This window comes from Mesorhizobium sp. WSM4842 (assembly GCF_055901575.1).
Genome location: NZ_CM148372.1, coordinates 584,569 through 611,398, shown reverse-complemented (window position 1 = coordinate 611,398; position 26,830 = coordinate 584,569). Strand labels below are relative to the sequence as shown.

General features: G+C 62.6%; 28 protein-coding genes and 2 pseudogenes. 20 read left to right on the top strand and 10 right to left on the bottom strand.

Going from position 1 to position 26,830, the window contains the following annotated elements; genetic code table 11:
• The first annotated feature begins 10 nt into the window (after positions 1-10).
• On the top strand, positions 11-919 hold the full coding sequence (locus AC0NIE_RS02830; protein ID WP_473488485.1) for an alpha/beta hydrolase: 909 nt from the start codon (positions 11-13) through the stop codon (positions 917-919).
• A gap of 272 nt (positions 920-1,191) precedes the next feature.
• Here the strand turns inward: AC0NIE_RS02830 and AC0NIE_RS02825 are convergent.
• Positions 1,192-1,401 (bottom strand): annotated as a pseudogene (locus AC0NIE_RS02825) (thioredoxin domain-containing protein); the annotation flags it as partial.
• Positions 1,402-1,425: 24 nt separating this feature from the next.
• Between AC0NIE_RS02825 and AC0NIE_RS02820 the strand changes: the two are divergent.
• Entirely contained in the window at positions 1,426-1,809 is a 384-nt protein-coding gene (locus AC0NIE_RS02820) for a DUF1223 domain-containing protein (protein WP_473613716.1), read from the top strand.
• Between the two features lie 247 nt (positions 1,810-2,056).
• Here the strand turns inward: AC0NIE_RS02820 and AC0NIE_RS02815 are convergent, their stop codons facing one another.
• Both AC0NIE_RS02815 and AC0NIE_RS02810 read right to left on the bottom strand, forming a co-directional pair.
• On the bottom strand, positions 2,057-2,932 hold the full coding sequence (locus AC0NIE_RS02815) for a patatin-like phospholipase family protein (protein ID WP_473488486.1): 876 nt from the start codon (positions 2,930-2,932) through the stop codon (positions 2,057-2,059).
• Positions 2,933-2,945: 13 nt separating this feature from the next.
• On the bottom strand, positions 2,946-3,365 hold the full coding sequence (locus AC0NIE_RS02810) for a GTP cyclohydrolase I (RefSeq protein WP_473488487.1): 420 nt from the start codon (positions 3,363-3,365) through the stop codon (positions 2,946-2,948).
• Between AC0NIE_RS02810 and AC0NIE_RS02805 the strand changes: the two genes are divergently transcribed.
• The 10 genes from AC0NIE_RS02805 (at position 3,364) to AC0NIE_RS02760 (ending at position 14,081) form a co-directional block, all read left to right on the top strand.
• Entirely contained in the window at positions 3,364-3,552 is a 189-nt protein-coding gene (locus AC0NIE_RS02805) for a hypothetical protein (protein ID WP_473488488.1), read from the top strand. The two genes, AC0NIE_RS02810 and AC0NIE_RS02805, sit on opposite strands and share 2 nt — an antisense overlap.
• A 70-nt stretch (positions 3,553-3,622) precedes the next feature.
• Complete coding sequence (locus tag AC0NIE_RS02800; protein WP_473488489.1) at positions 3,623-4,822, top strand: MFS transporter; 1,200 nt, start codon at positions 3,623-3,625, stop codon at positions 4,820-4,822.
• Positions 4,823-5,034: 212 nt separating this feature from the next.
• The gene (locus tag AC0NIE_RS02795) at positions 5,035-5,817 is read left to right on the top strand and encodes a 3-hydroxybutyrate dehydrogenase (RefSeq protein ID WP_473488538.1); all 783 of its coding nucleotides are present in this window, start codon (positions 5,035-5,037) and stop codon (positions 5,815-5,817) included.
• Between the two features lie 174 nt (positions 5,818-5,991).
• Complete coding sequence (locus tag AC0NIE_RS02790; protein WP_473488539.1) at positions 5,992-7,092, top strand: patatin-like phospholipase family protein; 1,101 nt, start codon at positions 5,992-5,994, stop codon at positions 7,090-7,092.
• Positions 7,093-7,198: 106 nt separating this feature from the next.
• The gene (locus AC0NIE_RS02785) at positions 7,199-8,533 is read left to right on the top strand and encodes an NAD(P)/FAD-dependent oxidoreductase (protein WP_473488540.1); all 1,335 of its coding nucleotides are present in this window, start codon (positions 7,199-7,201) and stop codon (positions 8,531-8,533) included.
• A gap of 17 nt (positions 8,534-8,550) precedes the next feature.
• Complete coding sequence (locus tag AC0NIE_RS02780; protein WP_473488490.1) at positions 8,551-9,924, top strand: cytochrome ubiquinol oxidase subunit I; 1,374 nt, start codon at positions 8,551-8,553, stop codon at positions 9,922-9,924.
• Positions 9,925-9,939: 15 nt separating this feature from the next.
• Positions 9,940-10,938, top strand: coding sequence for a cytochrome d ubiquinol oxidase subunit II (cydB, locus tag AC0NIE_RS02775; protein ID WP_473488491.1), 999 nt, complete (start codon positions 9,940-9,942; stop codon positions 10,936-10,938).
• A 14-nt stretch (positions 10,939-10,952) separates the two neighbouring features.
• Positions 10,953-12,278, top strand: a complete 1,326-nt coding sequence (locus AC0NIE_RS02770; protein ID WP_473613713.1) for a dihydrolipoyl dehydrogenase family protein — start codon at positions 10,953-10,955, stop codon at positions 12,276-12,278.
• 138 nt (positions 12,279-12,416) lie between these two features.
• Positions 12,417-13,124, top strand: a complete 708-nt coding sequence (locus AC0NIE_RS02765; RefSeq protein ID WP_473488493.1) for a peroxiredoxin-like family protein — start codon at positions 12,417-12,419, stop codon at positions 13,122-13,124.
• A gap of 210 nt (positions 13,125-13,334) precedes the next feature.
• A complete protein-coding gene (locus tag AC0NIE_RS02760) occupies positions 13,335-14,081 on the top strand; it encodes a peroxiredoxin-like family protein (RefSeq protein ID WP_473488495.1) in 747 nt (248 codons plus the stop codon).
• Here AC0NIE_RS02760 and AC0NIE_RS02755 read toward each other — a convergent pair.
• Positions 14,023-14,931 (bottom strand): LysR family transcriptional regulator, encoded by a 909-nt coding sequence (locus tag AC0NIE_RS02755; RefSeq protein ID WP_473488496.1) that lies wholly within the window; start codon positions 14,929-14,931, stop codon positions 14,023-14,025. The two genes, AC0NIE_RS02760 and AC0NIE_RS02755, sit on opposite strands and share 59 nt — an antisense overlap.
• 228 nt (positions 14,932-15,159) lie before the next feature.
• Here AC0NIE_RS02755 and AC0NIE_RS02750 point away from each other — a divergent pair, with 228 nt between their 5' ends.
• Positions 15,160-15,699, top strand: coding sequence for a GNAT family N-acetyltransferase (locus AC0NIE_RS02750; RefSeq protein ID WP_473488497.1), 540 nt, complete (start codon positions 15,160-15,162; stop codon positions 15,697-15,699).
• A 12-nt stretch (positions 15,700-15,711) separates the two neighbouring features.
• Here AC0NIE_RS02750 and AC0NIE_RS02745 read toward each other — a convergent pair.
• Positions 15,712-15,869: pseudogene (locus AC0NIE_RS02745) on the bottom strand (LysR substrate-binding domain-containing protein); the annotation flags it as partial.
• Between the two features lie 208 nt (positions 15,870-16,077).
• On the opposite strand from AC0NIE_RS02745, the gene AC0NIE_RS02740 reads away from it, so the two are divergent.
• On the top strand, positions 16,078-17,949 hold the full coding sequence (locus AC0NIE_RS02740; RefSeq protein ID WP_473488499.1) for a tetratricopeptide repeat protein: 1,872 nt from the start codon (positions 16,078-16,080) through the stop codon (positions 17,947-17,949).
• Between the two features lie 346 nt (positions 17,950-18,295).
• Here AC0NIE_RS02740 and AC0NIE_RS02735 read toward each other — a convergent pair whose 3' ends face one another.
• Entirely contained in the window at positions 18,296-18,718 is a 423-nt protein-coding gene (locus AC0NIE_RS02735) for a RidA family protein (RefSeq protein ID WP_473488500.1), read from the bottom strand.
• Positions 18,719-18,868: 150 nt separating this feature from the next.
• On the opposite strand from AC0NIE_RS02735, the gene AC0NIE_RS02730 reads away from it, so the two are divergent.
• Positions 18,869-19,771, top strand: coding sequence for a LysR family transcriptional regulator (locus AC0NIE_RS02730; protein ID WP_473488501.1), 903 nt, complete (start codon positions 18,869-18,871; stop codon positions 19,769-19,771).
• 159 nt (positions 19,772-19,930) lie between these two features.
• Complete coding sequence (locus AC0NIE_RS02725) at positions 19,931-20,461, top strand: dihydrofolate reductase family protein (RefSeq protein ID WP_473488502.1); 531 nt, start codon at positions 19,931-19,933, stop codon at positions 20,459-20,461.
• Between the two features lie 32 nt (positions 20,462-20,493).
• Here the strand turns inward: AC0NIE_RS02725 and AC0NIE_RS02720 are convergent, their stop codons facing one another.
• Both AC0NIE_RS02720 and AC0NIE_RS02715 read right to left on the bottom strand, forming a co-directional pair.
• Positions 20,494-20,898 (bottom strand): alpha/beta fold hydrolase, encoded by a 405-nt coding sequence (locus AC0NIE_RS02720; protein ID WP_473488503.1) that lies wholly within the window; start codon positions 20,896-20,898, stop codon positions 20,494-20,496.
• Between the two features lie 177 nt (positions 20,899-21,075).
• The gene (locus tag AC0NIE_RS02715) at positions 21,076-21,321 is read right to left on the bottom strand and encodes a DUF1127 domain-containing protein (RefSeq protein ID WP_473488504.1); all 246 of its coding nucleotides are present in this window, start codon (positions 21,319-21,321) and stop codon (positions 21,076-21,078) included.
• Between the two features lie 135 nt (positions 21,322-21,456).
• On the opposite strand from AC0NIE_RS02715, the gene AC0NIE_RS02710 reads away from it, so the two are divergent.
• A complete protein-coding gene (locus tag AC0NIE_RS02710) occupies positions 21,457-22,965 on the top strand; it encodes a winged helix-turn-helix domain-containing tetratricopeptide repeat protein (protein ID WP_473488505.1) in 1,509 nt (502 codons plus the stop codon).
• Positions 22,966-23,009: 44 nt separating this feature from the next.
• Here AC0NIE_RS02710 and AC0NIE_RS02705 read toward each other — a convergent pair whose 3' ends face one another.
• Positions 23,010-23,402, bottom strand: coding sequence for a GFA family protein (locus tag AC0NIE_RS02705; RefSeq protein WP_473488506.1), 393 nt, complete (start codon positions 23,400-23,402; stop codon positions 23,010-23,012).
• A 234-nt stretch (positions 23,403-23,636) separates the two neighbouring features.
• Between AC0NIE_RS02705 and AC0NIE_RS02700 the strand changes: the two genes are divergently transcribed.
• A complete protein-coding gene (locus tag AC0NIE_RS02700) occupies positions 23,637-24,245 on the top strand; it encodes an ArsR/SmtB family transcription factor (RefSeq protein ID WP_473488507.1) in 609 nt (202 codons plus the stop codon).
• A complete protein-coding gene (locus AC0NIE_RS02695) occupies positions 24,236-25,033 on the top strand; it encodes an SRPBCC family protein (RefSeq protein ID WP_473488508.1) in 798 nt (265 codons plus the stop codon). The genes AC0NIE_RS02700 and AC0NIE_RS02695 overlap by 10 nt, the downstream gene beginning before the upstream one ends.
• A 388-nt stretch (positions 25,034-25,421) precedes the next feature.
• On the opposite strand, the gene AC0NIE_RS02690 is transcribed toward AC0NIE_RS02695, so the two are convergent.
• The gene (locus tag AC0NIE_RS02690; protein WP_473488509.1) at positions 25,422-25,847 is read right to left on the bottom strand and encodes a YbhB/YbcL family Raf kinase inhibitor-like protein; all 426 of its coding nucleotides are present in this window, start codon (positions 25,845-25,847) and stop codon (positions 25,422-25,424) included.
• A 236-nt stretch (positions 25,848-26,083) separates the two neighbouring features.
• On the opposite strand from AC0NIE_RS02690, the gene AC0NIE_RS02685 reads away from it, so the two are divergent.
• Positions 26,084-26,755 (top strand): hypothetical protein, encoded by a 672-nt coding sequence (locus AC0NIE_RS02685; protein WP_473488510.1) that lies wholly within the window; start codon positions 26,084-26,086, stop codon positions 26,753-26,755.
• Positions 26,756-26,830: the final 75 nt, after the last annotated feature.

Genomic DNA, 26,830 nt, shown 5'->3' with positions numbered 1-26,830 from the left:
TAGGAACACGATGACCGAGCAACCCTTCAACCCACAGCTGCGAGCCGCGCGGTTCCTTCCCCGCACCATCATCAACGCCCGAACGCTTCCCGCGCTCCGTGTCCTCACCAAGCTCACCGGGATCACTCGGCGGCCGGACGCGCAGGTCGTATCCGTGAACGCCGATGTGTCAGTACACGTCTTCCGCCCGGCTTCGGCCCGGCCTCGGACTCCGGCACTGTTGTGGATCCACGGCGGCGGAATGGTGCTCGGCGACGCGGCGCAGGACAGCGGCTTCTGCCGCCGGATCGCCGATCAGCTCAACATCGTCGTCGTCTCGGTGGAGTACCGGCTCGCGCCCGAGCACCCGTTTCCGGCGCCGCTGGAAGACTGCTACACCGCGCTGCAATGGCTCGCCCGCCAACCCGACATCGACCCCGCACGCATCGCCATCGGTGGCGCCAGCGCCGGCGGTGGTCTGGCCGCCGCGTTGGCGCTGCTGGCGAAGGAACGCGGCGAGATCCGTCCGGTTCTGCAACTGCTGTCCTACCCAATGCTGGATGACCGGACCACCACCCGCACCGACATCGACCCGCGGCGGCTCCGCCTCTGGAGCCCGGCAAGCAACCGGTTCGGCTGGCGCGCCTACCTCGGCCCCGCCACCGCGGACGGCAACGTGCCCCCGCTGGCCGCGCCGGCCCGCTACGACGACCTCTCCGGCCTGCCGCCCGCATGGATCGGCGTCGGCACCAACGACCTGTTCCACGACGAGAACGTCACCTACGCCCGGCGGCTGCAGCAGGCGGGCGTCGCCAGCACCCTGCACGTAGTGCCCGGCGCCTACCACAACTTCGACGCCATCGAAGCGAAAGCCGCCATCTCCCGGGCCTTCGTCAAGGCCCAGACGACGGCACTGGACGAAGCACTCAACGGCGGCTGAACGGACGTACACGACAGGTCAGCCTCGCGCGCCTACCTCGCGCGGCTGAAGGAACGCACGACCGGGCGCGACATGCCGGCCAGCCCGGGGACGTACCGCGCGAGCCGACCGCCCTGCGCCGCTGGGGCCTGCAGGCGCCCGCCGAGTGGTCGTCGGCGGTCGGCCCAGGTGCTCATCGTCCACGGCGACAGCGACCGGCTGGTGCCGCCCGCGAACGCCAGAATCGGGGTCCCTCGGCGACGTTGGCACACACTGGTGCGGCTGAGCCCGTAGAGGTGGCGCAAGCCGAAAGCACGGTGCGAGGCCCGCTTCGGGTCGGATGCGGCGAGAAGATCGGGGGCCGGGTGGTAACGGAAATAGAGCTGCGCCCGCTCGACCGGCGTAATGACCACCGCCAGGCATTCAACGCCTTTCTCACGCAGGGCCGGCTTGAGTTGCGCCATCACCGCGACATGGCGCCGGCAGAACGGACAGCGTAGGCCTCAGCCGCTGCACGGCGTAGCCCTATCCGCTCCGGGCGGATCAGCATTGTCGGCAATCGCCTCTCCGAGGTAGAGGGTCTGCTCGGGGACGCGCGCTCCAACGAAGGGCCGGACGTGAGATTGGCTGATGGCTACGTGACGATCGGGCGCGGGAAAGCCCCTGCAGGCAGCACAGACGTATGGTTGGTTCGCTACGACCCGAAGGTGATCGAGGTGCCGGTCGCACGTGGCGAGAACAAGGGTCACAGACTGCCCCATTCTCACGTCGTCCGCGATCTGGTGAAGCTGGGCCAGTGGAGCGGGGGAGAGGCCACGCTGGCGGTGCCGACTCGCGCCGGCTCGCTGCGCACGGCGATATTGGTGCAGGAGAAGAACGGCGGCCCTATCATCGCAGCCAGTACCGACTGACGTTCTGTGAAATTGTCGCAATGATTGACAGGGCAGATAGTTAAATAAAAGCAGATAGTTATCGGGGGAATGATCTCGTGTCAAAGCCACACAGGGAGGCTGTCCCCCTCGTCGATTTCCGTTCCCGCGATGGGCGGCCTCAAGATCTCTTGAGGCGCCCTTTTGCCGACGGCATTGGCGGGTCTATGCCACGACCCATCCACTAGCCGCGCATCATCTACTGCTGTGAAATGTCGGCAACGGCGAGCTAACTCGTGTGCTTGTGGGACATCAATTGATGCGCAATGATGCGCGGACGATCGAGGCCTCCATCGGCGAGCCAAGCGTCGGTGCTTGCTGCAGCTTCCTCGATCAACTCGTTCGTATGAGAGAAATCATAGGGCGATCCGACTAGCGGACACAGTGGTGGCACGACAAAATAATCAATGCGGTCGTCAAGCCCTTGCAATTCGGTCATCAACTGCCGTGCAATCAGCAAGGTCAGTGCATGCAGCGCGTTTGCAACCGCCCCGACGGGGGGCTTGTCGAGCGCGCAGGCAAAACCGGTGGGCATGACGATCAGGCGCTGCGCGCCGTGATCGACTGCTACCTTGATCGGCGTGTTGCTCGATACCGCGCCGTCGGCAAGATAGAGATCATTGAATTGCACCGGTGCGAAGGCCGCCGGTATTGCGACACTCGCCATGATGGCTTGCGCGGCTGAACCTTTCGACAGCACGACGGTTCCGCCCGACAGTATGTCGGTCGCGACGACGTAGGCCGGGATGCTTGCGTCCTCGAGGTTGCGGTAGGGGAGATGACGGTCGACGAGCCCCTGAAGCGCGTCCGACGCGACAAGGAAATCCCGCCGACGCAAGAATCCGACCATCGTCCGCCATGTCAGCGGAAACACGTCGTTCCGACGCAATCCGCGCCAGATCGTCTCCAACTGCCGGACTCCTTCAATCGTTGGGTTGCCCGCGTAGTAGGCGCCGTTCAGCGCGCCGACGCTTGAGCCGACAACCATATCCGCTGAAATGTCGAGGCGCGCGAGCGAACGCAACATACCGACTTGAATGGCGCCAAAGCTGCCCCCGCCTGCAAGGACAAACGCCGTTTTGCGTCGAGCGCCATCGCTGGGCATGGGTACGGCCCCCTTAGCCTATGCGCGAGCTATGCGCACGGACCCCGCGTAACGTCATCCAGCCATGCTCGGCCTCGATGAAGACAGCGATTCTGTCTGGCTGCACGGCGTCGTCGATTGCGAGAGCGGTATCGTACATCAGGCGCTCCTGTATCTGCAAGCGCCGCGCGCAGCGGGGCAATCGAGTGAAGTCGCGCGTGGAATTCAGTCGCCAGCTCCTTGGGCGCCGCCGTCTTACAAGGTCGCGTTGACGACCAAGGATGGGGCGCAGAGGGAGCTGATGTAAGTCGCCAAGCAACCTGTTTTGCCTGCATACGATAGGTTTTGGTATGGAAACGAAAGACACAGAGCATTTCTCTTTGTGCGCCTGGCCAGTGACACTCCCGTCATACCCCGCCCCATACGTTGGGCCCCACGGAGGAGAACTGGACATGGCCTATGAAGTGATTGCGTCCCACACCTGGCTTGAGCCATTGCTCCTCGCCCTTGTCCTGCTCGGCTCCACTGCAGCGTTCGCCGAATTCGGTCTGCTCGCCCGTTGGCAGAACAACGGCAAGGTGCCGGCCATCCTTTACTCGACCGATATCCTGCCGGCTGCCATGGACGAGCACACGACGTGAACCGGCGGCCTTTCGCGCCGCCACCAGTCCGCTCAGGTACGGAACGTCGAATCGTTCCCGGAGAATATGAATGACCAGCGTCGAACAGACTGCCCCTGCCACGCTACGCATGGTCGCCGCTGACAGTTGGCGATTCGGACTCATAGCTCTCATCGCTTTCCTTACGCTTGTCGATCTCTTCGCCACGCAGGCGATATTGCCGTCGCTGGTGATAAAGTTCGGGGTAAGCCGCGCGACGATGGGCTTTGCGGTCAACGCGAGCACGTTCGGCATGGCCATTGCCGGCATCGTCGTTGCGCTGTTCGGCCGCAACGTCGATCGGCGCAACGGGATCTGGATAAGCCTTGCGGTGCTCGCCATTCCGACGACGCTGCTTTCGATGACCGACGACATCACGACATTTGCCCTGCTGCGGGTCGCGCAAGGGCTCTGTATGTCGACCGCCTTCACGCTGACCGTGGCCTATCTCGCCGAGCATTTTTCGCCAGCGCAGGCGACCGGCGCGCTCGCCGCATACGTCACCGGAAATGTCGCCAGCAATTTCTTCGGCCGTATCATGTCGGCGGCGGTCGCCGATACGTTCGGCATCTCGACCAACTTCCTGACCTTCGCGGCTCTAAACATCGCGGGCGCATTGCTTGTCGCGCTGACGCTTAGGAAGACGGAACGGATGATGGCGACCGGCGGCGCGATGCCTGGTATGCACGCTTGGACCACGCATTTCAGAGATCGCCAGCTGCTCCATTCTTTCGCGATCGGCTTCCTCATCCTGTTCGTTTTCATCGGCACGTTCACCTATGTCAACTTCCAGCTCACCGCCCAGCCGATCAGCCTGTCGCCGATGGCGCTCGGCCTCGTCTATTTCGTGTTCCTGCCATCGATGATCACGACGCCGCTGGCCGGCCGCGTCGCCAGGCGCTTCGGCCCGAAGAGCGGCATAGCGCTGACGCTTGCCCTGGCGATCGCAGGGCTTGCCGCGCTGCTGTCGACCAGCCTGTCCGTCGTGCTTGCCGGCATGGCGCTGGTCGCGGTCGGCACGTTCCTCGCCCAGGCGATTGCAACAGGCCATGTCGGCCGCACTGCCAAGCGCGACAAGGCAGCGGCAAGCGGGATCTACCTCGCCTCCTACTATGCTGGTGGTCTCGTCGGCGGTTTTGTCCTCGGCCAGGTCTTCGACCGGTTGGGATGGACTGCGTGCGTGGCGGTTCTCGTCGCAGCCCTGATCTCCGCGATGGCACTCGCACGCGTGCTGACGGCCCCGAACAACTAGTCAGCGGGATCGCCTGCGGCGGCGATCGACAGCGGCCTTTGTTCCGCGGTTCGGCCGTAACCTTGCTGCCCAGAGGCCACGTTGCGAGATCGCTATCATTTCAATGTCCAAACGGCATTTCCGATCCTTTGGCAGGCCGGCCACACTGCTTTTCTGAAACGAGCTACCGGAAGGAACCGGCTGCAGTTGCCTAGAGAGCCAGGAGAACCATGATGCTTCGAGGAAAAACAGCACTTGTGACGGGTTCGACCAGCGGCATAGGCCAAGGCATTGCAGAGGCATTCGCGGCCAAAGGCTGCAATATCGTCCTTAATGGCTTCGGCGACACCAAGGAAATCGAGAAACTGCGGGATGGCATCGCAAGCGAACACCACGTGACAGTCCGTTACGACGGCGCCGACATGAGCAAGGGAGACGCCATCACGGCCATGATGGACAAGGCGATCGCCGAGTTCGGGGCGGTCGACATCCTGGTCAACAATGCCGGCATCCAGCACGTTGCGCCGATCGATGAATTCCCCGTCGAGAAATGGGAAGCCGTTGTCGCAATCGACATGATGGCGTCGTTCTACACGATCCGACCCGCGCTCAGTGGAATGAAGGAACGCAAATGTGGCCGCGTCATCAATGTCGCATCCGCGCATGCGCTGGTCGCCTCGCCCTTCAAGTCGGCTTACGTTGCTGCCAAGCACGGCGTCGCCGGCCTGACCAAGACGGTCGCACTGGAGGTTGCCGAGCAAGGGATCACCGTCAACGCAGTGTGCCCTGGCTACGTGCTGACGCCGCTCGTCGAAAAGCAGATCCCCGACACCTCCAAGGCGCGCGGCATCACCGAAGAGCAAGTGGTGAAGGACGTATTGCTCGCTGCGCAGCCGACCAAGAAATTCGTCACCGTAGAGCAGGTCGCTGCGCTTTGCTTGTTCCTGGCATCGGAGGAAGTAGCGTCGATCACGGGCGCGATCCTGCCGATCGAGGGCGGCTGGACTGCACATTGAGGCGCCCCTGCGCGTTCCTCGGACGCGCAGCAAGACGCCCCAGCAAATTGAATCTGCACTCGATCTTGCCGGCAGAGCGATCCGCTCTTCGGGATCGTACGCAAGCAAGCAAGGACAGCAGCGATGAACAAGATGACCCGAAATCCCCCCGAGGCGAAGGTCACCGTGCTGCCGATGGCCGACCACGCGGCGAAGCCGCAGACGGTCTTGGTGCTGCAAGGCGGCGGCGCGCTCGGCGCCTATCAGGCCGGCGTCTACCAGGCTCTGGTCGAGGGCGGCATCAATCCGGACTGGGTGATCGGCACCTCGATCGGCGCCATCAACGCCGTGCTGATTGCAGGCAACAAGCCCGAAGATCGTCTGCCGCGGCTGCAGGAATTCTGGGATCAGGTCGGCAAGGGCAGTCCGCTCGACCTGATGTGGTCGGCGCCTTTCCTTGGCAACGCCTTTGCCAACATGAATACCATCGTACGCGGCATTCCGGGCTTCTTTGAGCCCAATCCGACCGCGCTGTTCGGCGTCAACCACGCGGCGGGTGTCGAGCGCGCGTCTTACTACACGACCGATCCGCTGAAGAAGACCCTGACCCGGCTGGTCGACTTCGACTACCTCAACGAGAAGCACACACGGCTGACCGTCGGCGCCGTCAACGTCAACACCAGCCAGCTTAAATACTTCGACACGCGCGAAATGGACCTCGGTCCGGCGCACGTCATGGCGTCGGGGGCGCTGCCCCCGGCCTTCCCGGCGGTCTGCATCGATGGCGAGCCCTATTGGGATGGCGGCGTCTATTCGAACACGCCCATCGAAGTCGTGCTCGACGAGCGGCCGCGCCGCGACTCGCTCATCTTCGCCGTCAACATGTGGCAGCCCTCCGGCTCCGAGCCGCAGACCATCTGGCAGGTGATGGGCCGCCTGAAGGACCTGCAATATGCCAGCCGCGGCAAGAGCCACGTCGCCCGCCAGGAACAACTACATCGGCTGCGCCACGTCGTGCGCGAGCTAGTCAAGCACAATCCCGAATCCGAGCGCGACGATCCGATGGTCAAGGAACTCGCCTCCTATGGATGCAGCACAATCATGCACCTAGTGCGGCTCTTGTCGCCGCGGCTCGACGGCGAGGATCACACCAAGGACATCGACTTCACCCGCTCCGGCATCCGTTCGCGCTGGCAAGCCGGCTACGCGCATGCCGAGCGCGTGCTGTCAGAAAAACCGTGGGAGTGCGACGTCGACATGCTGCAGGGCGTCGTGATCCACGAATCGAACGAATGAAAACCATCCGGTTTCCCGATCCCCGCGAGGAGCTATTGCAATGCATGCCGTGACATCGATGACGCCACCAATCGCAGTCGTGCCAGGCACGGCGCCGGAGAAGGACATGTTCGCCGGTATCCCGGAAACGCCGTCCCACAAGGATGCCTCGCTGCATCGGGTGCTGATCGTCGGCGGCGGCGCGGCCGGATTGGAGCTTGCCACGCGGCTCGGCCAGAAATTTGGCAAACGACGGCGTGCCTCGATCACGCTTGTTGACCGCAACCGCACCCATATCTGGAAGCCGTTGCTGCATGAGGTCGCATCAGGCTCGCTCAATGCGACAAGCGATTCAGTGGAATACATCGCCCATGCGCATGGCCATCACTATCGCTATCGCATCGGCGAGGTAGTCGGTATCGACCGCAGTAAGCGCCAGGTGCTTGTCGCGCCCAGCCTCGATGAGGACGGCAGGCAGGTCATTCCGCCGCGAGTGCTCGGCTACGATACGCTGGTGATGGCGGTGGGCAGCGTCTGCAATGATTTCGGAACCCCCGGCGCCGCCATGAATGCGATCGCGCTCGACAGCGCCGAGCAGGCGGCCCGCTTCAACCGCCGCATGATCGACGCGTGCCTTCGCGCCAATGCGCAATACGAGCCGCTGTCGCCGGGTCAGCTGCACTGCGCCATCATCGGCGCCGGGGCGACCGGCGTCGAGCTTGCCGCCGAGCTGCACAAGTCGATGCGGGAAATCGCGTCGCACAACCTCGACAACATCGATTTCGAGAAACTGATCCGGATCACCGTGATCGAAGCGGGACCACGCATCCTCCCGGCTTTGCCGGAGCACCTGTCGCGCGACTCCGCACAGCTGCTTGTCAACCTTGGGATTCAGATACGCTGCGGTGTGCGAGTAACCGAAGTGACGCCGGACGGAGTGAAGCTTGGCGACAAGCTGTTTCTCCCGGCCGAGCTCGTTGTCTGGTCAGCCGGCATCAAGGCACCGGACTTCCTGAAAAATCTCGACGGCCTCGAACCCGATCGCATAAACCGCCTGGTCGTGCACGAGACGCTGCAGGTGAAGGGCGACGAGAATCTCTTTGCTATCGGCGATTGCGCGAATTGCGTCCTACCCGGTGAGGAAACGCCGCTACCACCACGCGCACAGACCGCCCACCAGCAGGCCGATCACCTCGTCAAGGTTGTCGCCGCGCGGCTGAACGGACGACCGCTGCCGGCCTTCCACTACCGCGACTTCGGCTCGCTGGTCTCACTCGCCGACTACCGTACCTTCGGCAATGTCGTTGGTGGGCTCAAGATCGAGGGGCTGATCGCCAGGCTGATGTACCGGGCGCTCTACAAGATGCATCTGCAGGCGATCCACGGCACCTTCAAAACCGGACTCGACACCATCGCTGCGATCGTGGCTGGCCGTACCAAGCCACGCGTCAAACTGCACTGAGCCGACGGGAGCGCGACATGGAATTTGATGCCGTCCTGCTCTCTCGTCTGCAATTCGCGTTCACGATCGCGTTTCACATCCTGTTCCCGACGCTGACGATCGGACTTGGGGCTTTCCTCGTCCTGATCGAGGGCCTGTGGCTCAAGACCGGCGATCGAATCTACGAACTGCTCTACAAATTCTGGACGAGAGTGTTCGCGCTGACCTTCGGCATGGGCGTGGTCACCGGCGTCGTGCTCTCCTATGAGGTTGGGACGAACTGGAGCCGGTTCGCCGACGTCACCGGCAACGTTCTCGGACCGTTGTTCATCTACGAGGTGCTTTCGGCGTTCTTCCTCGAGGCCGGGTTCGTCGGCATCATGCTGTTCGGCTGGAACCGGGTCGGTCCGCGCATGCATTTCTTTGCGACGGCCATGGTGTCGTTCGGTACGCTCGTTTCCGCATTCTGGATCATCGCAGCGAACTCGTTCATGCAGACCCCGGCTGGCTTCCACATCGAAGGCGGCCGGCTGTTCGTCGACAGCTGGTTCGACGTCGTCTTCAACCCATCACTGCCGACCCGGTTCCTCCATATGGTGCTGGCATCCTATGTGACGGCGATGTTCGTCGTGGCCGGCATCTCGGCGCTGCACCTCCTCATGGACCGGCCACCGAAGGTGGCGCGCCGCGCTCATTCGATTGCAGTCGCCGCGCTCGCGATCCTCGTTCCCTTGCAAATCTTCGTCGGCGACGCCAGCGGTCTGGTCGCGGAGAAGCATCAGCCGGCCAAGATTGCGGCGTTCGAGGGCCGCTGGGAGACGATGGCCGGCGCACCTCTGCTACTGTTTGCCTGGCCGGACCAAGGCGCAGAAGCCAACCATTTCGAAATCGGCATCCCCAGGCTCGCGAGCCTCATCCTGACGCACAGCCTCGACGGCGAGGTTCGCGGCCTCAAGGAGTTCGCCCCGCAGGACCGGCCGCACGTCCTCACGGCATTCTGGGCTTTCCGGGTGATGGTTGGCATCGGGGTGCTAATGCTCGCCGTCGCCGGCTGGAACCTGTTGTGGTGGTGGAAAGGCCGGCTTCACGAGAGCGGGCTCTTGCTCACCGTTCATGTGGCGATGATCCCGCTCGGCTTTGTGGCGACGCTGGCCGGATGGACCGCAGCCGAAGTCGGGCGCCAGCCCTGGGTTGTCTACGGCGTGCTTCGAACGCTCGACGCGGCTTCGCGGCTGCCGGTCGCATCGGTAGCGACGTCGCTGGTGCTGTTCTTCGTGGTCTACAACGTGCTGCTTGCCGCCTACGCCTATTTCCTCACCCGGCTCGTCTGGCATGGCCCGGACGACCGGGTCGAGCTGCCGTCCGCAACCGAGCCGACTATCGCCAAGCGCGCCATGATGCCGGCTGAGTAGGGAGGGACGTTTCAAATGGATCCCGCATTCATATCGGCATCGGTCGTCGTCTTCGCGCTGTTCATGTACGTGCTGCTCGACGGTTTCGATGTCGGCGTCGGCATCCTGTTCTTCCTCGATCCAGAAGGCGAGAACCGCGACCACATGATGGGCTCGCTGACACCGTTCTGGGACGGCAACGAGACGTGGCTGGTGTTCGGCGGCGTTGCACTATTCGGCGCGTTTCCCGTCGCCTATGCGATACTGCTGCCGGCCCTTTATCTGCCTGCGATGCTGATGCTGTTTGCACTGGTCTTTCGTGGCGTCGCTTTCGAGTATCGCTTCAAGTCCGGCACTTCGCGGCGCTGGTGGGATCTATCCTTCAGCGCCGGTGCAGCACTTGCGGCATTCGTGCAGGGCGTGATGCTCGGCACTGTCGTCGGCGGATTCGAAGTTGACGGACGCGTTTTTGCCGGCGGCGCTTTCGACTGGCTGTCGCCTTTCACGCTGATGTGCGGATTGGGCCTTGTCGCGGGCTATGCGCTCTACGGCGCGACATGGCTCATCATGAAGACGGAGGGACCAGTGCAGGCGCGGGCACGGCGCAATGCACTCCATTTGCTGCCGGTCTTCATTGCCTTTCTGGTGCTCGTCAGCATCTGGACGCCCTTCATGCATCCAATGGTCGCCGCACGCTGGTTCACTTTGCCGAACCTTTTCTATCTGGTGCCGGTGCCGCTGCTGACGGCGATGGCGCTGCTTCAACTGTGGCGCGGGCTGGTGACCGGCGCGGAGCGAACCCCGTTCCTGTGCATGGTCGCCATCTTCAGCCTGAGCTTCGTCGGCCTAGGCACAAGCCTCTACCCACACATCGTGCCGTACAGCATGACCATCTGGGAAGCCGCCGCCGCGCCTCGCTCACAAATGTTCCTGCTGGCTGGAATCGCTGTCATGCTGCCGATCGTGCTGGTCTACACCGGCTACAATTACTGGGTGTTCCGCGGCAAGCTCGGCAAATCGGTCGCCTATCATTGAGCCCGGAGGACATGATGAAGACCGAAAAATACGATGTCGTGATCCTTGGCGGCGGCAATGCCGGCATGGGCGTCACGGTGGCGACACGGGCAGCCGGGCTCTCGGTGGCGATGGTCGAAGCGCGGGATCTCGGCGGCACCTGTCCCAATCGCGGCTGCAGCCACGCGCTGCACGAGATCGAGAGGGCGTGCGAGCACCGGATCACGGTTGCCGCCCCGCGCCTCGACTGGGCCGCATTGATCGATCGCGAGCAGGCGATGGTCCGCGACATTCCCGATCGCCTGGCCGGCGTGATGGCGATGCGCGGCGTCGACGTCATCCACGGCGAGGCGGCATTCGTCGGCAGCAATGCCGTCCGGGTCGGCGAGCGCCAGCTTGACGCCGCCAGCATCGTGATTGCCACCGGCTCAAGGCCAAGGGAGCTGTGCTTTCCCGGCGCTGAATTGATGACGACCTCAGATGACGTGCTGAGCGACCGTGCGTTGCCAAGCGATGTCGTGTTCATCGGCGGCGGCGTCATCGCCTTCGATCTCGGCCACGTCTACGCCCGCGCCGGCGTCAGGGTCACTATCCTCGAGGCGCTGCCGCAAATGCTCGGCGGTTTCGACCCCCACGCGGTGGACCAGATCCGCAGCGAAAGCGAGCGCATCGGCATGCCCTTGCTAACGCTCGCCCTAGTGAAACGGATCGACCGAGTCGGCGAACGCCTGCGCGTGCTGTTCGCCAACGACAACTCCGAGCATACCATCGAAGCCGATCGCGTCGTCAATTGCGCAGGGCGAATCGCCAACACTGACGGTCTTGATCTCGCCGCGGGGCACGTCGCACACCGTGACGGCCGTATCGAAATCGACGCGTTCCTGCGCTCGCGCTCGAACCCTGCCGTTCATGTCTGCGGGGATGCCGTGTGGAACTCACCCCAGCTTTCGCCGATCGCTACCTATGAGGGCCGGATTGTCGGCCGCAACATCGTCGAAGGCGCGAAGCACCAGCCTGACTACGGCCAGATTCCATCCTCGGTCTACACCGTGCCGGCGGTGGCCAGTGTCGGCCTTACCGAGGCCAAGGCCGCCGAGGGCGGACTGAGAATCAAGGTGCAGGTCAATGACATGCGTGGCTGGCTGTCGGCCAGGACTTATGCCGAGACCGTGGCGTGGTCGAAGATCATCGTTGGGGTTGAGAGCGACCATATCCTCGGCGCCCACGTTGTCGGACATGCCGGCGAGGAGTTGATCCACATCTTTGCACTCGCCATGCGGCACGGCATCACCGCGACCGATCTCGCCGACAATCTCTACGGTTTCCCGACATTCTCGTCGGACAACAAGAACATGATGTGAGCCAGTCCACGGTGGACATCACCAGCTGCGACCGCGGAGGAACGGAATGCGTTTGGATCATGATTATCATGAGAAAAGGGGTTGTTCGACAGAGCGTCCTCGGGGCTATTCGGCACCGAGAAATGCGGAACTTTGCATATGGCTGCAGTTGAACAAGTCATGACATTCGAACAGGCGGTGCAGGCGGCGATCGATCTCGACGCGCCGCTCAGCGAACGGCTTGCGGTGATCGCTGCGGCAATACGAAGGCTCGACGCCAGCTACGCAGACGCGGCCGACCGCATGGTGATGCGGCTGCAGGACAAGGGGGCAGGCGCCACGGCGCCTAGGCCCGGCGATGCCATGCCGGCCTTTCTGCTCCCTGACGAGGACGGCAGATTGGTAAGCCTGGCCGACGTCCTCGCGAATGGGCCGGTGGCGATCACTTTCCTGCGTGGGCATTGGTGCCCCTTCTGCCGGTTGAACGCGATCGGCATCGTCGAGGTGCAGCAGGAGATCGCTGCCATGGGCGGCCAGGTCGTGGCGATCACGCCGGAGCGGCGAAAGTTCTCAACGGCGCTGAAGAACCGGGTCGGGGCTGAGTTCCCGTTTCTGACCGACATGGACAATGGCTATGCACTTTCGCTCGATCTGGCGATCGGGATCGGCGTGGAAATGCAGCAACTGCTTGGCGCCGGCGGTGACGACTTGCCGAGTTACCAGGACAACGCCGCCTGGCTTCTGCCGATCCCCGCCACTTTCATTGTCGGCGCTGATAGCATCATCACAGCGCGTTATGTCGATCCCGACTACCAGCAGCGCATGGAGATCGAGGACCTGGTGTCCGCGCTCGAGCGCGCTCGCTGACTGCGAGAGGCCGACCGAACGTTGACCAAGTCGAGCGTCGTCCTGGGCGGGGTGGCGGCGATTTCTGGCATCTGAGTGACCCGCATTACTTTGACTCATCGTTTCCATGCGAAAAAGGCATCGTCTCGCGAACCTTTCATTAATCTACGGCATGGACGTTGGCTGGCAGTAGGCTACACTGCGCAGAACTGCGAATTTGGAGTTGCCGTCATGGCTGCCAATGAATTGGTCGTGAAGCTCGAAGAGGCCGTCCAGGCTGCGATCGCGCTTGATGCGCCGCTGAACGAGCGGATGGCGGTGATCGCCAATGCAGTGCGCTCGCTCAGCACCACCTTCGCTGAAGCGGTCGACCGGATGGTGCAGCGCCTGCAGGACCAGCGTGCGGGCGCGATGGCACCGGCGCCCGGCGATGTAATGCCGCCGTTTCTGCTCCCCGACGAGAACGGCAGGCTGGTCGGCTTAGCCGAAATCCTGCAAAAAGGACCCGCAGCGATTTCTTTCCAGCGCGGACACTGGTGCCCTTATTGCCGGTTGAATGCGATCGGCATGGCTGAAGTCGAGAAGGAAATCACTGAATTAGACGGCCAGTTCGTGGCGATTGTGCCCGAGCGGCGCAAATTCACGACGACGTTGAAAGAGGAGGCGGCTGCATCCTTTCCCTTCCTCACCGACATGGACAATGGCTATGCGCTGTCGCTGAACCTGGCGATCTGGGTCGGGACGGAAATGGAAACGCTGATCGGGGGCGCCGGCTGGGATGTGCCCAGCTATCAGGGCAATGCCGCCTGGTTCCTGCCGATTCCGGCAACCTTCATTGTCGGCACCGACGGCATCATCACAGCGCGCTACCTTGATCCCGACTATCGCCAGCGAATGGAAATTGACGACCTGCTTGCGGCTATCGAGCAGGCTCGCGAACCCCAAAGGTTGACCAGTCGGTTGCGCGCAACAGGTTGAGCAGCGTCGTGGCGACAGGCGCACGCTGCCGGCCCGCTACGCTATAGGCGGCCACGGTTCGGGAAATATCGATATCGCGCAATTTGAGCCTGCGAACGTTGGGTGAGCGTGGCGCAGTCATCGAAACAAAGCCTACCCCAGCGTTGGCCTCCAGCAGCGCCAACAGGTCATGGTCCGTTTCGACTTCATGTGCCGCTTCATGCGCCAACCCATTGGCCTTCAAGGTGCGGGACAGGTCTTCGCTCGTCTCCCAATCGACCCGGCTCAGTATCGGCTCACCAACTAATTGACTCAGCGCGACATCGGCTTCGTTGCGTCTGCCGAGCGGGTGCTCTGAATTGACCACCAACTCGATCTCCTCATCGAACAACGGCCACGTGTCGATCCTGTCCCAGGCCTGCCCGAGCGGGCCGGCGATCGCCAGCTCGGCGTCGCCATTTTTGAGCGCCTCGACCACGATCGTCGGAGCGCCGCGGCTGATCTTGAGGTGAACACCTGGGTAGGCACGAAAGAGCTCGCTAAATGGCGATATCATCAGCGCTATGTTGATGCTGTTGGAGATCGTAACGTTAAGTGGCGCAACATCGCTGCTTTTGACAGCCTTGGCGAGTGACTTCGCAGAACTCGCCGCGTCGTAGCATTGCTGCAGGAATGGCAGCATGCGGCGACCGAGCTCGGTCAGATGCGAATGCTGACGCTCACGTCGGATGAGCTCGCCACCAAGCTCATCTTCCAGATTCTTGATGGCGCGCGTCAGCGCCGGCTGAGTGACGTTGCACTCCTCAGCAGCCCGCGTAAAATTGAGCGTGCTGGAGAGCGCCAGGAAATAGCGAACCTGCTGCATTTCCATTCGTGGTGGCCCTTAACGCGACGTGAGGTTGGTCACGTATTAAGACGTATTCTCGAGTCGATCAATGGACGCGCGGTTCGAAGGACGGTTAGCACGGCGTTGTGCCCAAAAGCGGTAGGGAGAGAGAACATCTGACACCGCTACAGATGAGGAGCTTAAAGCTGTGGCAAATGACGTGGTGGCTCACGGCGGGATGCGTAGACTCTGGAGCTAGGCCGGGTGGTGGGTATGCTGATCAGACCATTCTCTGACAAGGACGCGTCTGCGGTGCGAGACATCTTTGTCACTGTCAACAGACTGCTCGCGCCGCAGCATTTGGCTGCGCAATTCGAAGCCTACATCGCCCTATCCTTGCGCGAGGAAATCGAACGCATCTGCCAATATTACGATGAGCGAGAGGGAGGCTTCTGGGTCGCCGAACATAGCGGCGCGGTCATCGGCATGTTTGGCCTGGAAACCGCTGTAACGGGAGTAATGGAACTGCGACGAATGTATGTTTGCCCCCATTTCCGTAGACGCGGAATTGCCCGAGCGATGCTGAAATATGCCGAAGAAGAATGCCGAAGACGCAGTGCCGTCAAAATCGTGTTGAGCACCTCAGAACTGCAGTCAGCGGCGCTGAATCTCTACCTTGTGAATGACTATCGGCTCACGGACGAAAAGGTCGCCGCGACCCCGAGTAGCAAGACGATTGGCGGTGGGATTCGACGATATCATCTCACGAAGTGTCTGTCGGCGACGGGCCATCAAACTGATGACAACCGGTAGCCCCGGCGGCTCCGCGGCGGAATTCTGGCGGCGGCTTGGATAATAGAGATGATAGCCTGGAAAGGGCGGCACCAGTCCTCAAGCACCTGCTGAAGCCGTCCTTCAGCAAGGAAGGGGCGCAGCGCGTGGTCGGGCAGGCAGGCAAGACCCAGGCCGTTCAATGCGGCGTCGCCCTCCGCCAGTGCGACGACGGACGGCTCCGGACGAAGCAGATGATGGCGGACGAAGGCCAGAACGGGATAGGCCACAAATCGTCACGCATTTGTGAGCTGTGTTGATAAGCCTATCCGGGATTGTGGGTCTAGTCTTGGGGCGTGCGTCGCCTTAAGTGTCAGCAGTTATAGTCCGCGCAGGGCCCGCCGCTCAGGAATAATGCTGATGGAACGCAAGCTCGCGGCAATCATGGCCGCCGATATCGTCGGCTACAGCCTGCTGATGGCTGAAAACGAGGCTTCCACCTACGCGAAGCTGCGCGCTGTTTTTGATGAGCTCATTGACCCGACCACTGCTCGCCATGGCGGGCGCATCGTCAAGACGGCGGGAGACGGCTTTCTCGCCATGTTTCCCAGCGTCAACGAAGCGGTTGATGCGGCGCTGGCCATCCAGGAAGGCTTCGACAAGGGCCCGTTCGAGCTGCGCATCGGCATCAATCTTGGCGATGTCATCGAAGACGACGGCGACGTATACGGCGACGGCGTCAATGTGGCCGCCCGTCTTGAGGCCATGTGCGATCCGGGGCAGATATTCGTCAGCGGCGCCGTGGTGATGGCGGCCGACCGCAACAGCGCGGACAGGTTCGTCCGCATCGGCCGCAGGCGGGCCAAGAACATTCCCGAACTTCTCGACGTCTACCGCGTAAGGCGCGCGGGCTCTCCGTGGTCGCCATGGCGGCAGGTGCCGCAGGTGCTGCGCAGCACCGCCGCCCGCTGGTCTTATGGCGCGGCCGCCATAGCCCTCATCCTCATCGGCACCCAAATCCAGCCGCTCCCCCTGGCAGCTATGGTCAGCCGCATCCCGGCGGTCTTGTCGATGGACCAGAGCCGCGCCGACCCCCGGCCGTCAGTGGCGGTCATGCCTTTTGCCGCGATGAGCGGCAGCGGCGAGCAATCGTATTTCGCGGACGGACTGACCGAGGATGTGACGACAGCCCTTGCCCGCAATTCAGAGATGCAGGTAATCGCGCGCGATTCCACCTACGCCGTGCACGGGCAGGATACGGACGTGCGCAAGCTCGGGGCGAAGCTCGGCGTTGATTATGTGGTTGAAGGCAGCGCCCGCCGTGAAGGCGACCAGCTTCGCGTGTCGGCGCAGCTGATCGATGTAAAGACAGGCGCGCATCTTTGGTCGCGCAGTTTCGACCGGCAGGTCGCCGACGTGTTCACCGTCCAGAGCGAGCTGACCACTGAAATCGTCGCGCAGATCGCGCCCTATATCGGCAGGAGCGAGGCGGCGGCGGCAGCGGAACGCCCGACCGACAATCTGCAGGCCTATGACCTCGTGCTGCAGGCCCGCAACCGCTACCGGCACGGCGCCGATGACCCGCAGGACATTCTGGAGGCGCGGGGCCTCTACCAGCGCGCCCTTGAAATGGACCCGTCCTATGCGGCCGCCCGCGCAGGCCTCGCGCTGACCTTTATCGCCAGCGTGGCGCAGAGCGGTGACGGCCGGGCAAACGCGCCGGAACTCCATCTTGGGCTTAGCGAAGCCCGGCAGGCGGTCCGTCTCGATCCCAATCTTGGCCTTGGCTATCAGGTCATCAGCTTCGGGCTTGCCCTGCAGGGCGACTATTCAGGCGGCTTGCAGGCCGCACGGCGCGCTGTGGAGCTCAACCCTAACGATCCCGACAGCATGATGGCGCTTGCAAAGGCGCAGGTTCGCTTCGGGGAATATGATGATGCCGTCGCCAACGCAGAGCGGGCCCGCCGCCTTCATCCTATGGCGCCCGAGTACTATGCCTATGTGCACGGGCAGGCGCTCTACGCGGCTGACCGCCGCGATGAGGCTTCCGCCGTCATAGAGGAATGCCTGGTCCGGGCGCCGCGCGATGCAAACTGCCTTCTGATTCAGGCCGCTTTGCAGGCCGGGGGCGGAGAGGTCGAGGCAGCCCAGCAGACGATGGCAAAGCTGGTCGAGGCGCACCCGGCATTCTCGCTGGAAGCAGAGCGCGCTTACCGCCGGTTCGGTGACAGGCCGCTGATGGAAGAGTTCCTGCAGGACCTCGCACAGGCCAAGGCTCCTGAAACCGGCTGAGAGTTTTTACAGAGCGACTTCAATCACATAGCGGTGCCCAGTTTCATCCTCTCCGGCGCGCCAATTTTGCCATTTCCACCACGCCAACACCGAAAATTGCCGCCCATTGCCGCTGGAACTACGTCCGCGCGAGGAGCGCGAAATAGCCAAGAGGCGAGAGAGCGTAGTAACGGCGGTGATCGGTGGTGAAAACGTTCGAATCGTTTGCGGCCGAATGACGTATTTTGGCCCAAGGCAAAGCATATTGATCGTTGGACGGACATCGCGAGCCCGTGCCGGGGCGCGCCGCGCTGCCGTTTCCGCCGTCCGGGTGCAATCGCCAATACAGAAACTGCAGGGCGAGCGATCAGCGCTTGTCCGCCGGATGACTGCTCGTCGTCGAAGGGATGCGGGCGATGACCTTGATCTCGAAATCGAAGCCGGCAAGCCAATTGACGCCCACTGCCGTCCAGTTCGGGTAGGGAGGTCCGCCGATCTCTTCCGCCCGGACGGCCAGCACCGTTTCGATCTGTTCGTCCGGGTTGGTGTGGAAGGTGGTGACATCGACGACGTCGTCGAAGCTGCACCCGGCGGCGGCCAAGACCGCGCGCAGATTGGCGAAGGCCCGCCGAACCTGATCCTCGAATACGGGCTCGGGCGAGCCGTCCTCACGGCTCCCGACCTGACCCGACACGAAGAGAAGATCGCCGGAGCGAATGGCTGCGGAATAGCGGTGGATATCGTATAACGCGTGGCGGTTGGCCGGATAGATGGCGTCACGTGCAGGCATTTCGTGTTCCTTTCTGTCTTGATAACGGGAGCGGACCGGCAGCGGGCCGGAGCCGGGGTATCTCCGAGTTGAAACAAGCAGGAGATAGGGCAATCGCATTGCGCGCATTAGCCGTTGAAATCGGCATGCGATGATGCAAAATTCCCATCAATGCCCCGCCCGTCGCTCAACGATCTCACCGCCTTCGTGGCCGTTGCCACACACCGCAGCTTCCGCCGCGCAGCGGACGAGATCGGCACGGCACCTTCCACATTGAGCCATGCGATGCGTGCGCTCGAGGAACGCATGGGCGTGCGCCTTTTGAACCGCACCACACGCAGCGTCTCACCAACAGAAGCCGGGTTCCGGTTGCTCGACCGCCTTCAGCCGGCGCTCGCCTCGCTGGACGAGGCGCTCGACAGCGTCGCGGGGTTCCGGGGCAATGTCGCGGGCACGGTCCGCATCAACGCACCGCGATTGGTGGCCGGGCTTCTCGTTCGCTGGGTTCTTCCGCAGATGGCGGAGCGCCATCCGGACGTGACCGTGGACATCGTCGTCGAGGGGCGGCTCATCGACATCGTGTCCAGCGGGTTCGATGCCGGCGTGCGCCTCCTCGGATCTGTCCCCAAGGACATGATCGCCGTGCCGTTTGCACGCCCGTTGACGTTCATCTGTGTCGCCTCGCCCGCCTATCTCGATCGCTTCGGCGACCCGGGAACGCCCGAGGAATTGCAACGCCACCGTTGCATCGGCCATCGTATGCCCAGCGGCAAATTCTATCGATGGGAGTTCGAACGCGCCGGCCAGGAACTCGTGATCGACGCAAACGGCTCCATCGTCCTCGATGACGAGGAACTGATGGTCGAAGCCGCAATAGAGGGTCTGGGCGTCGCCTATGTGGCGGATTGGGCCGCCGAAGCGGCCATATCCAATGGCCGGCTGCGTAAGGTCCTGACCGCATGGATGCCCGCTCCGGAAGGGGTCGCGCTCTACTATCCCGGACATCGAGCCGTGCCGCCGGCACTGCGGGCTTTTCTCGATGTCGTGAAGGACTTGCGAAAGAAAGAACCTTAACTGGATCAAAGAAGCAGCAATCCGGGCAATCGTAGTGCAGAAGGAGATCCGGCATGATTTCTCGCTTCTGTCGATCGCCATCAGTCGATCTAGCTTACAACCGATTGCATAACGCAGTCAGAACCGCGCGGATGTGCCGCGTGAGGAAAGGAGGCGGGTATGGCTAAGCTCGTTTTCGGAATGAACCAGTCCCTGGACGGCTACGTCGACCATATGGCGTTTGCGCCAGGCCCCACGCTCTTCCGCCACTTCATCGAGGAGGCTCAGAGGCAGGCGGGCAGTGTGTACGGTCGCAAAATGTATGAGGTCATGCGTTACTGGGACGACGATCATCCTGAATGGGATGCAGAGCGACACGCCTTCGCGGCGGCGTGGCGGAACCAGCCGAAATGGGTCGTTTCGCGCTCGTTGAAGTCGGTTGGCCCCAACGCCACGCTTGTTGGGGATGATCTTGAAGGCGCGATCCGCGAGCTGAAGGCCGAGCGCGACGGGGAGATCGAAGTTGCTGGCCCGGACTTGGCGCGAAGCCTCACCGAACTTGGCCTGATCGATGAGTATCGAATCTACCTGCACCCCGTCGTGCTTGGCCACGGCAAGCCATATTTCGCCGGCCCCCGGCCGCCGCTCCGCCTTATGACCAATGATCGGATTGGCGAGGACGTTATCAGGTTGACCTACGTCCCTGCTTGATCTCGGGACTCGCCGGCCTAAAGCGACGGGAACTATGTGAGTCTCTCCTGTGTTCGCTTGATGAACTCGATCATGAGGGAGAGTGCTGGTTCGGCATGCGTCTCAAGCAGGAAATGCCCGCCGTCGAAAATATGCGCCTCCATACGCGGCAGATCCTGCATCCAGGACAGCGTTTCCGCGATATCGAAATAGGGCTCGTGACGGCCCCACAGCATAAGCGCCGGCGGTTGCCATTTTTCTAGATAGCCGGCGATCGCATCGAAACGCGCGGCGTGGCTCTTATAATCGGCGATGAGCGCGCGGTGGGTCTCCATGCGGCGGGGAAGATTCATCACGTTCCAGTCCTCGACCCAGGGTTCGCCTCTGATCGTCGCGGCGACCTCCTCCGGCAGACCGCCCGTATATTGCCCGCGCGTGAATTCGAACGTCAGATGCACGGCCGCCTTCGCTTCGTTCTCTTTTGTCGGATTCGACCAGGCCGGTCTTCCTCATGGTCGCATATTTGTCAGTGTCCGCGCAGCGACCGGCGCGAGCGAGTACTGTTCCGAGATGCTTTTGGCGCACCCAAGGACGAGGAAGACGGTATCGGCTTCGCGATCTTGCGGCGACGAGGATTATCGCCGCCAGAAGGGCTTGGCGATCTCTGCCTCGACCTGCCGTCTCGTCAGACCGATATCGTCGATCAAATGAGGATTGTCCTTCGACATTTGCTCAAGTTCCCAGCGAAAGCGTTTCCGCTCGTCCCAGGCCGCGATAATGCTTCGCAGGGTCGTCAGGTGCCGGCGCGACATTTCCGCCGGCCGCACGGGCGTTCCCGGCCGCGCTGCCTGATGCGGGGCTGATGCAAGGATATCGTTCATAACAACCTCCATAGGTTTGAAGGTCCGGGGACCCTCGACCTGAAAGAGGCTGAATTCTGCAGGATACGAACAGCGTCGTAATTAAGCTCTCCCAAATAGTTCTCAAAACTTCCAAACCGGCTATAGATACGCCGCATGCAGGGATCGCGCTTTGCCTTTGGTCCGTTCGTGCTTGATTCCGGTGCGGGAGCGCTGCTTCGCAACGATGTCCCCGTTGCCGTTGGTTACCGCGGGCTAAAGTTGCTTGCGGCACTCATTGGACGGCCCGGCGAAATCTTGAGCAAAGCCGAGTTGATGGACGCGGCGTGGCCGGGCACGGCCGTCGAGGAAGGCAACCTCACGGTCCAGATCGCGTCGCTGCGGAAGCTGCTTGGTCCGGCCGCCGACGGCGGTGAATGGATCGCCACGGTTCCGCGCGTCGGTTACCGCTTCACGGGGGCCGTCGAACAGCTAGGTGGCGCGAAACGAAAACCTTTGCCGCTGCCCGGCAAGCCATCGATAGCCGTGCTGCCCTTCGTTAATCTCAGCAACGACCCCGAGCAGGAATCCTTCGCGGATGGGTTGACCGAGGACCTGATTACCGGCCTGTCCAGGATCTCCGGCCTGTTCGTCATCGCACGCAACTCGGCCTTTGCCTATAAAGGAAAGGCGATGGACGTGCGCGATATCGCACAGGACCTTGGCGTGCGCTACCTGCTGGAGGGGAGCGCACGACGCGCTGCGGGGCGCGTGCGCATCAACGCCCAGCTGGTCGACGCGGTGAGTGGCGACCATCTATGGGCGGAACGCTTCGATCGCAGCCTGGAAGATATCTTTGCCGTTCAGGACGAGGTCACCGGCAAGATCGTGGAGGCGTTGCTCGGCAGGCTGCGCGCACCGCCGCCACGCAACCGGTCCAAAAATCTCGAGGCTTACGATCTCTGCGTGCGGGCGCGCAAGCTGATGGATGATTCGCCGCAGACGGCGCGCGAAGCGCATCTGATGCTCACCCGCGCGGTTTCGCTCGATCCGGAATATGCCGAGGCCTATCGCTGGCTTGCCATGAACCACTGGATGGGATGGGTGCATTCCGGCGGACCAACCGAAACATCCCGTAGCGTTGCTTTGGAACTGGCGCGCAAAGCCGTGGCGATCGACCCCGACGATGCCGGCTGCCGTTGGGTTTTGGCTTACCTGCTTGCCTATGAGCGTAGCTTCGCCGAGGCGGATGCGGAATTCGCCAAGGCGATCGAGCTCGACCCGAACGAGGCCGATGCCTGGGCGGCATTATCCGACATCGCGGTCCTGGCCGGACGGGTCGAGGAGGGCCTTGAGCACATTCGCAAGGCGTTCCGGCTGAACCCGTTTCCGGCAAGTTGGTACTATCTGGCGCTCGGCCAGGCGCAATATGCGGCTGGCGAATACGAAGCCGCTATCGAGACACTGCGCAGGGACGAGACTTATCGTACGAGCTCACGCCGTTTCCTGGCGGCAAGCCTTGCCCAATTGGGCCGGCTCGACGAGGCGCGCGCAGAGGCTGAACTGTTCCTCGTCGGCAACCCGCATTTCACCACCCGCCACTGGGCCACGACGGAGCCATTCCGCGACGCTGCGACGCTCGAGCATTTCGTTGATGGCTTCCGCAAGGCCGGTCTTCCGGAGTGACATCGCCGGCGTGACCTCCCAACGCTTTCGCACCGTTCGTACGACTATTCCTCAAAGCGACTCGTTGCGTCACGATCGCGCTCGTATCGTTTCGTGAGCGGAAACGGCGGCAACCAGGACTCGCGACGGATGATCCAGCTTTCGTAGGTTGGCATCAGTTGGTCAGGGGCGTCCAGGGATCCCAGGTTCACTTCGATTTCGTCTGCGGTGCGTCCGAAAACGGTCGAGCCGCAGCGGGGACAGAAAAACCGCCCGGCGTAGTCGCGCGTCTCGCCTTCGATCGTCACCGCATCTTGGGGGAACACTGCGGAAGCGTGAAAAAGCGCCCCATGATGCTTGCGGCAGTCAAGACAGTGACAAATGCCGACCCGGTATGGGAGTCCCGACGCCACAATTCGGACGTTGCCGCACAGGCAACCGCCAGTGAATCGGTCCATGCTGCATCTCCTCCAAAATCAAGCGGTCGCAATGGCTACAACGAACGGCACTGTCATTGCAATTGCCCGGCTGCGGGCGGGGGGATGCGTTCGGTAGTGGCGACAGATAGGTCGCTCGCTGCAGCCGCATGCCGTTTGGGAGCGTCGGCTTTTCGGGACGAAACGATCCTTTCGCTATTGACAAATATACTCGTCAACAGCTTTGACAGGAAAGCTTGTCAATGTGAGGGCTGCATGCTCGATATCGAAGTCATAGATCGCCCGAGCGCGGCCGCCGCCGCGTTGGAGCCCGTTCGGAGTCAGCTCCTCTCGGAACTGCGGGAGCCCGCCTCGGCCGCCACCCTCGCCACACGCCTCGGCCTCAAGCGGCAGAAGATCAATTACCACCTGCATGCTCTGGAGGAGCACGGGCTTGTCCAAGTTGCAGACACGCGGAAGTGGGGTGGCCTGACGGAGCGGCTCATGGTGGCGAGCGCCACAAGCTATGTCGTCTCGACGAGCGCACTGGGTCCCGTCGGCGCCGATCCGGACCGCACCCCGGACCGCCTGTCGGCGAGCTACCTCATCGCGCTCGGCGCTCGGCTGGTGCGGGAGATCGGGGCCCTCCAACGCGCCGCAACGGATGCCGGCAAACGCCTGGCGACCTTGGCGATCGACACCGAAATCCGCTTCCGCTCCGCCGCCGACCGCGCCTCGTTCACGCGTGATTTGACCGAGGCCATCACCACGCTCGCGGCACGCTATCACGACGATACTGCGCCGCAGGGACGGTCCCATCGCCTTGTCGTGACGGCGCATCCTTCACCAGCCAATCCGCAAGGAAAGGACGTTCAATGCCAGTAAAAAAAGACACGGCCGGCAATCGCTCGGTCGAGGCGCAAGTGGATGTCCCCGGTACACCGGAGGACGTCTGGAACGCGATCGCAACGGGACCTGGAATATCTCAATGGTTCGTGCCGAGCGAACTCGAAGGCCGCATCGGAGGAACCGCCGTTTCGCATTTCGCTGCCGATGGAAGCATGGATGCGGTCGCCACCATCGCAGCTTGGGAGCCGCCCAAGCGGTTTGTCGCAGAAGCACCGGGTGAGCCGGGAACGGTAGCGACGGAATGGACCGTTGAGGCAAAATCCGGTGGGCTTTGCACCGTTCGCGTGGTCCATCGTTGGTTCGCGACTTCTGATGATTGGGACGACCAGTTCGAGGGCCACAGCCATGGATGGATCGCTTTCTTCCGCCTGCTCCGCCTCTACCTCACGCATTTTCCCGGGCAGCACGGCTCGGCCTTTCAGCTCTTGGTCCCGTCCTCTGAACCTTTAGCTGATGCATGGCGAAAGCTGGTTGAACCCTTGGGCCTGGCGAATGCGACTGAACAACGGCGCGTGGCTTCGGACGCGCAGGCATTCGAGGGCGTCGTCGAACGAACAGGGCCGCAAGACCATCCCGAGCTGGTGGTGCGGCTGGACCAGCCCGCGCCGGGCTTCGCGCACCTCTTCGCCTTGCCGATGGGCGGGATGACATACCTGTCCGTGCGGTTTTTCCTCTTTGGCGACGATGCAGCGAGCATTGCAAAACGGGAGGAGCCACGGTGGCGAACCTTGCTCGAAAAACATTTCCCAACTTCCGCGGAGTAGGAGCCGGTCACGCAACCGTCTGGTCTACGCGCAATATAGGAGCGCGCGGTTTTCAATCTCCCCCGCGTTCTCAATCTCCCGCGTTCTCAATCTCCATTGCGAGGCGTTTTGCCTAGGGCAAAGGGCTGAGCCTCGTGCTCGACCGCGGTTGCTCTCAGTCCGTCCCCCCCAAACCGCTGCGCACTTTTGGGCGACATGCATTTAGGCCGCCTTCGGTTGGGTACAGGCTAAAGTGGACTTACGTGGGCGGGAGCCAGCCGCCACGTTTCATTGGCGTCGCTGCAGCCGCTAATCAGGGGGGCTCGAGCGCCTATGGTTAGCGTCGCGCACGCATGCAGCAGTCACGAATTTTGCCCGACGACGCCGGCAACTGACGCCGCCGCCAGCATCATCCCGGTCGCTCGTAGCGGGCGTGGAGCTCCGCCTGGTCCAGCACGTGCCCTTTGATCGCGCGCTCGAACGTCTTCCAGTCGAGTCCAGGCTCCAGATCCATGGTGCGGTCAAGCGCGAAAAGCCGAATGCGGTAGCGATAGGTGCGGCCAACGGTGCCCGATGGCCCGTCATAGCCGATATTGCCCAGTCCGTTGCTGCCTTGCAGCACGTGCATCGGCTCCTCTGGCTCGCGTGCATGCTTGAAACCGCTGGGCAGATCTTCGGCGTCCGCCGGAATCTTATAGACGAGCCAATGGACCCACGGCTCGTGCGTGGCTGGCGTCACCCCCTCAAAAAGGAGCGCGAGCTCGCGCGTGCCGTCCGGGAGACCACGCCAGCTGAAGGGTGGCGAGGTGTTGTAGCCGTCCTTGGTGAATTTCACTGGAACGGCCTCGTTCTCACCGAACGCATCGCTCCCTACCCGCATGGTGACAGCCTCCACTGTCTCCGGGTTTTCCGGTCCAACGCATTCTCAGCCACGCAAGTTCCGGTCTTCACCTCGCGCGCTGGCTTGTGTGCGGCGGGTGCTGCAGGTTGTTGTTCCGGGCCGGGAGCTCGGAACTGCCAGCGGCGGCAGGCGTTTCGCCTAGAACAGGCGGAGCTGTGCGGACCTCGAACATGGCGCGAAAACCGGCAAGAGAGCAGATCGTGGCAGCGTTGCTCGACCGCTCGGGCCGCACCTACTGCTCGGAACTGGGAATCGATATCCAGAAAAACACGCCTTCACCGCTCTTCCGCTGGCTCTGCGCATCAATTCTCTTCAGCACCCGCATCAGCGCGAAGCTTGCACTCATGGCGGCGAAAGCTCTGTCCGATCAGGGCTGGACCACCCCGCGCAGAATGGCGGAGGCGACCTGGGCCGATCGGACGCGCGTGCTGAACCATGCAGGGTACGCCCGCTACGACGAGAGCACGTCGCGGATGCTGGGCGACACCGCGCACCTGCTTCTGAGCAAATACGGCGGCGACCTTCGGGCGTTGCGCGGGCTCGCGCGAAACGATCCGGCGACGGAACGACAACTGCTGAAGGAATTCAAAGGTATCGGTGATGTGGGGGCCGACATCTTCTGCCGCGAGGTGCAGGTCGCGTGGCCCGAGCTTTATCCTTATGCCGACACGAAGGCGCTTGCTGCAGCGGTGCAACTGGGGTTGGGAAACGATGCTCGCGCTCTGGCGGGGCTGGTCGATCGGCGTGACTTCCCGCGTCTCTTGGCGGCACTGATCAGGACAAGCCTCGGCAAGGATTACGAGGGAGTGATCGAGGCCGCCTTGGCACGGCCGACGGTATGACCATGCCGACCGGGACCTGCGGATAGATGTTTGGTCAGGGCGTATACGCCTCAGAAGGATGGTCGCTGGGCTCGC

Coding starts and splice junctions, on each gene's coding strand:
- AC0NIE_RS02750 (WP_473488497.1), top strand. CDS start 15,160: ATGCTGATCAGACCATTCTCTGACAAGGACGCGTCTGCGGTGCGAGAC.
- AC0NIE_RS02780 (WP_473488490.1), top strand. CDS start 8,551: ATGGAATTTGATGCCGTCCTGCTCTCTCGTCTGCAATTCGCGTTCACG.
- AC0NIE_RS02755 (WP_473488496.1), bottom strand. CDS start 14,931: ATGGAAATGCAGCAGGTTCGCTATTTCCTGGCGCTCTCCAGCACGCTC.
- AC0NIE_RS02740 (WP_473488499.1), top strand. CDS start 16,078: ATGGAACGCAAGCTCGCGGCAATCATGGCCGCCGATATCGTCGGCTAC.
- AC0NIE_RS02685 (WP_473488510.1), top strand. CDS start 26,084: ATGGCGCGAAAACCGGCAAGAGAGCAGATCGTGGCAGCGTTGCTCGAC.
- AC0NIE_RS02795 (WP_473488538.1), top strand. CDS start 5,035: ATGCTTCGAGGAAAAACAGCACTTGTGACGGGTTCGACCAGCGGCATA.
- AC0NIE_RS02830 (WP_473488485.1), top strand. CDS start 11: ATGACCGAGCAACCCTTCAACCCACAGCTGCGAGCCGCGCGGTTCCTT.
- AC0NIE_RS02705 (WP_473488506.1), bottom strand. CDS start 23,402: ATGGACCGATTCACTGGCGGTTGCCTGTGCGGCAACGTCCGAATTGTG.
- AC0NIE_RS02805 (WP_473488488.1), top strand. CDS start 3,364: ATGGCCTATGAAGTGATTGCGTCCCACACCTGGCTTGAGCCATTGCTC.
- AC0NIE_RS02710 (WP_473488505.1), top strand. CDS start 21,457: ATGCAGGGATCGCGCTTTGCCTTTGGTCCGTTCGTGCTTGATTCCGGT.
- AC0NIE_RS02725 (WP_473488502.1), top strand. CDS start 19,931: ATGGCTAAGCTCGTTTTCGGAATGAACCAGTCCCTGGACGGCTACGTC.
- AC0NIE_RS02785 (WP_473488540.1), top strand. CDS start 7,199: ATGTTCGCCGGTATCCCGGAAACGCCGTCCCACAAGGATGCCTCGCTG.
- AC0NIE_RS02760 (WP_473488495.1), top strand. CDS start 13,335: ATGGCTGCCAATGAATTGGTCGTGAAGCTCGAAGAGGCCGTCCAGGCT.
- AC0NIE_RS02765 (WP_473488493.1), top strand. CDS start 12,417: ATGGCTGCAGTTGAACAAGTCATGACATTCGAACAGGCGGTGCAGGCG.
- AC0NIE_RS02815 (WP_473488486.1), bottom strand. CDS start 2,932: ATGCCCAGCGATGGCGCTCGACGCAAAACGGCGTTTGTCCTTGCAGGC.
- AC0NIE_RS02770 (WP_473613713.1), top strand. CDS start 10,953: ATGAAGACCGAAAAATACGATGTCGTGATCCTTGGCGGCGGCAATGCC.
- AC0NIE_RS02800 (WP_473488489.1), top strand. CDS start 3,623: ATGACCAGCGTCGAACAGACTGCCCCTGCCACGCTACGCATGGTCGCC.
- AC0NIE_RS02715 (WP_473488504.1), bottom strand. CDS start 21,321: ATGAACGATATCCTTGCATCAGCCCCGCATCAGGCAGCGCGGCCGGGA.
- cydB (WP_473488491.1), top strand. CDS start 9,940: ATGGATCCCGCATTCATATCGGCATCGGTCGTCGTCTTCGCGCTGTTC.
- AC0NIE_RS02700 (WP_473488507.1), top strand. CDS start 23,637: ATGCTCGATATCGAAGTCATAGATCGCCCGAGCGCGGCCGCCGCCGCG.
- AC0NIE_RS02790 (WP_473488539.1), top strand. CDS start 5,992: ATGGCCGACCACGCGGCGAAGCCGCAGACGGTCTTGGTGCTGCAAGGC.
- AC0NIE_RS02735 (WP_473488500.1), bottom strand. CDS start 18,718: ATGCCTGCACGTGACGCCATCTATCCGGCCAACCGCCACGCGTTATAC.
- AC0NIE_RS02695 (WP_473488508.1), top strand. CDS start 24,236: ATGCCAGTAAAAAAAGACACGGCCGGCAATCGCTCGGTCGAGGCGCAA.
- AC0NIE_RS02730 (WP_473488501.1), top strand. CDS start 18,869: ATGCCCCGCCCGTCGCTCAACGATCTCACCGCCTTCGTGGCCGTTGCC.
- AC0NIE_RS02810 (WP_473488487.1), bottom strand. CDS start 3,365: ATGTCCAGTTCTCCTCCGTGGGGCCCAACGTATGGGGCGGGGTATGAC.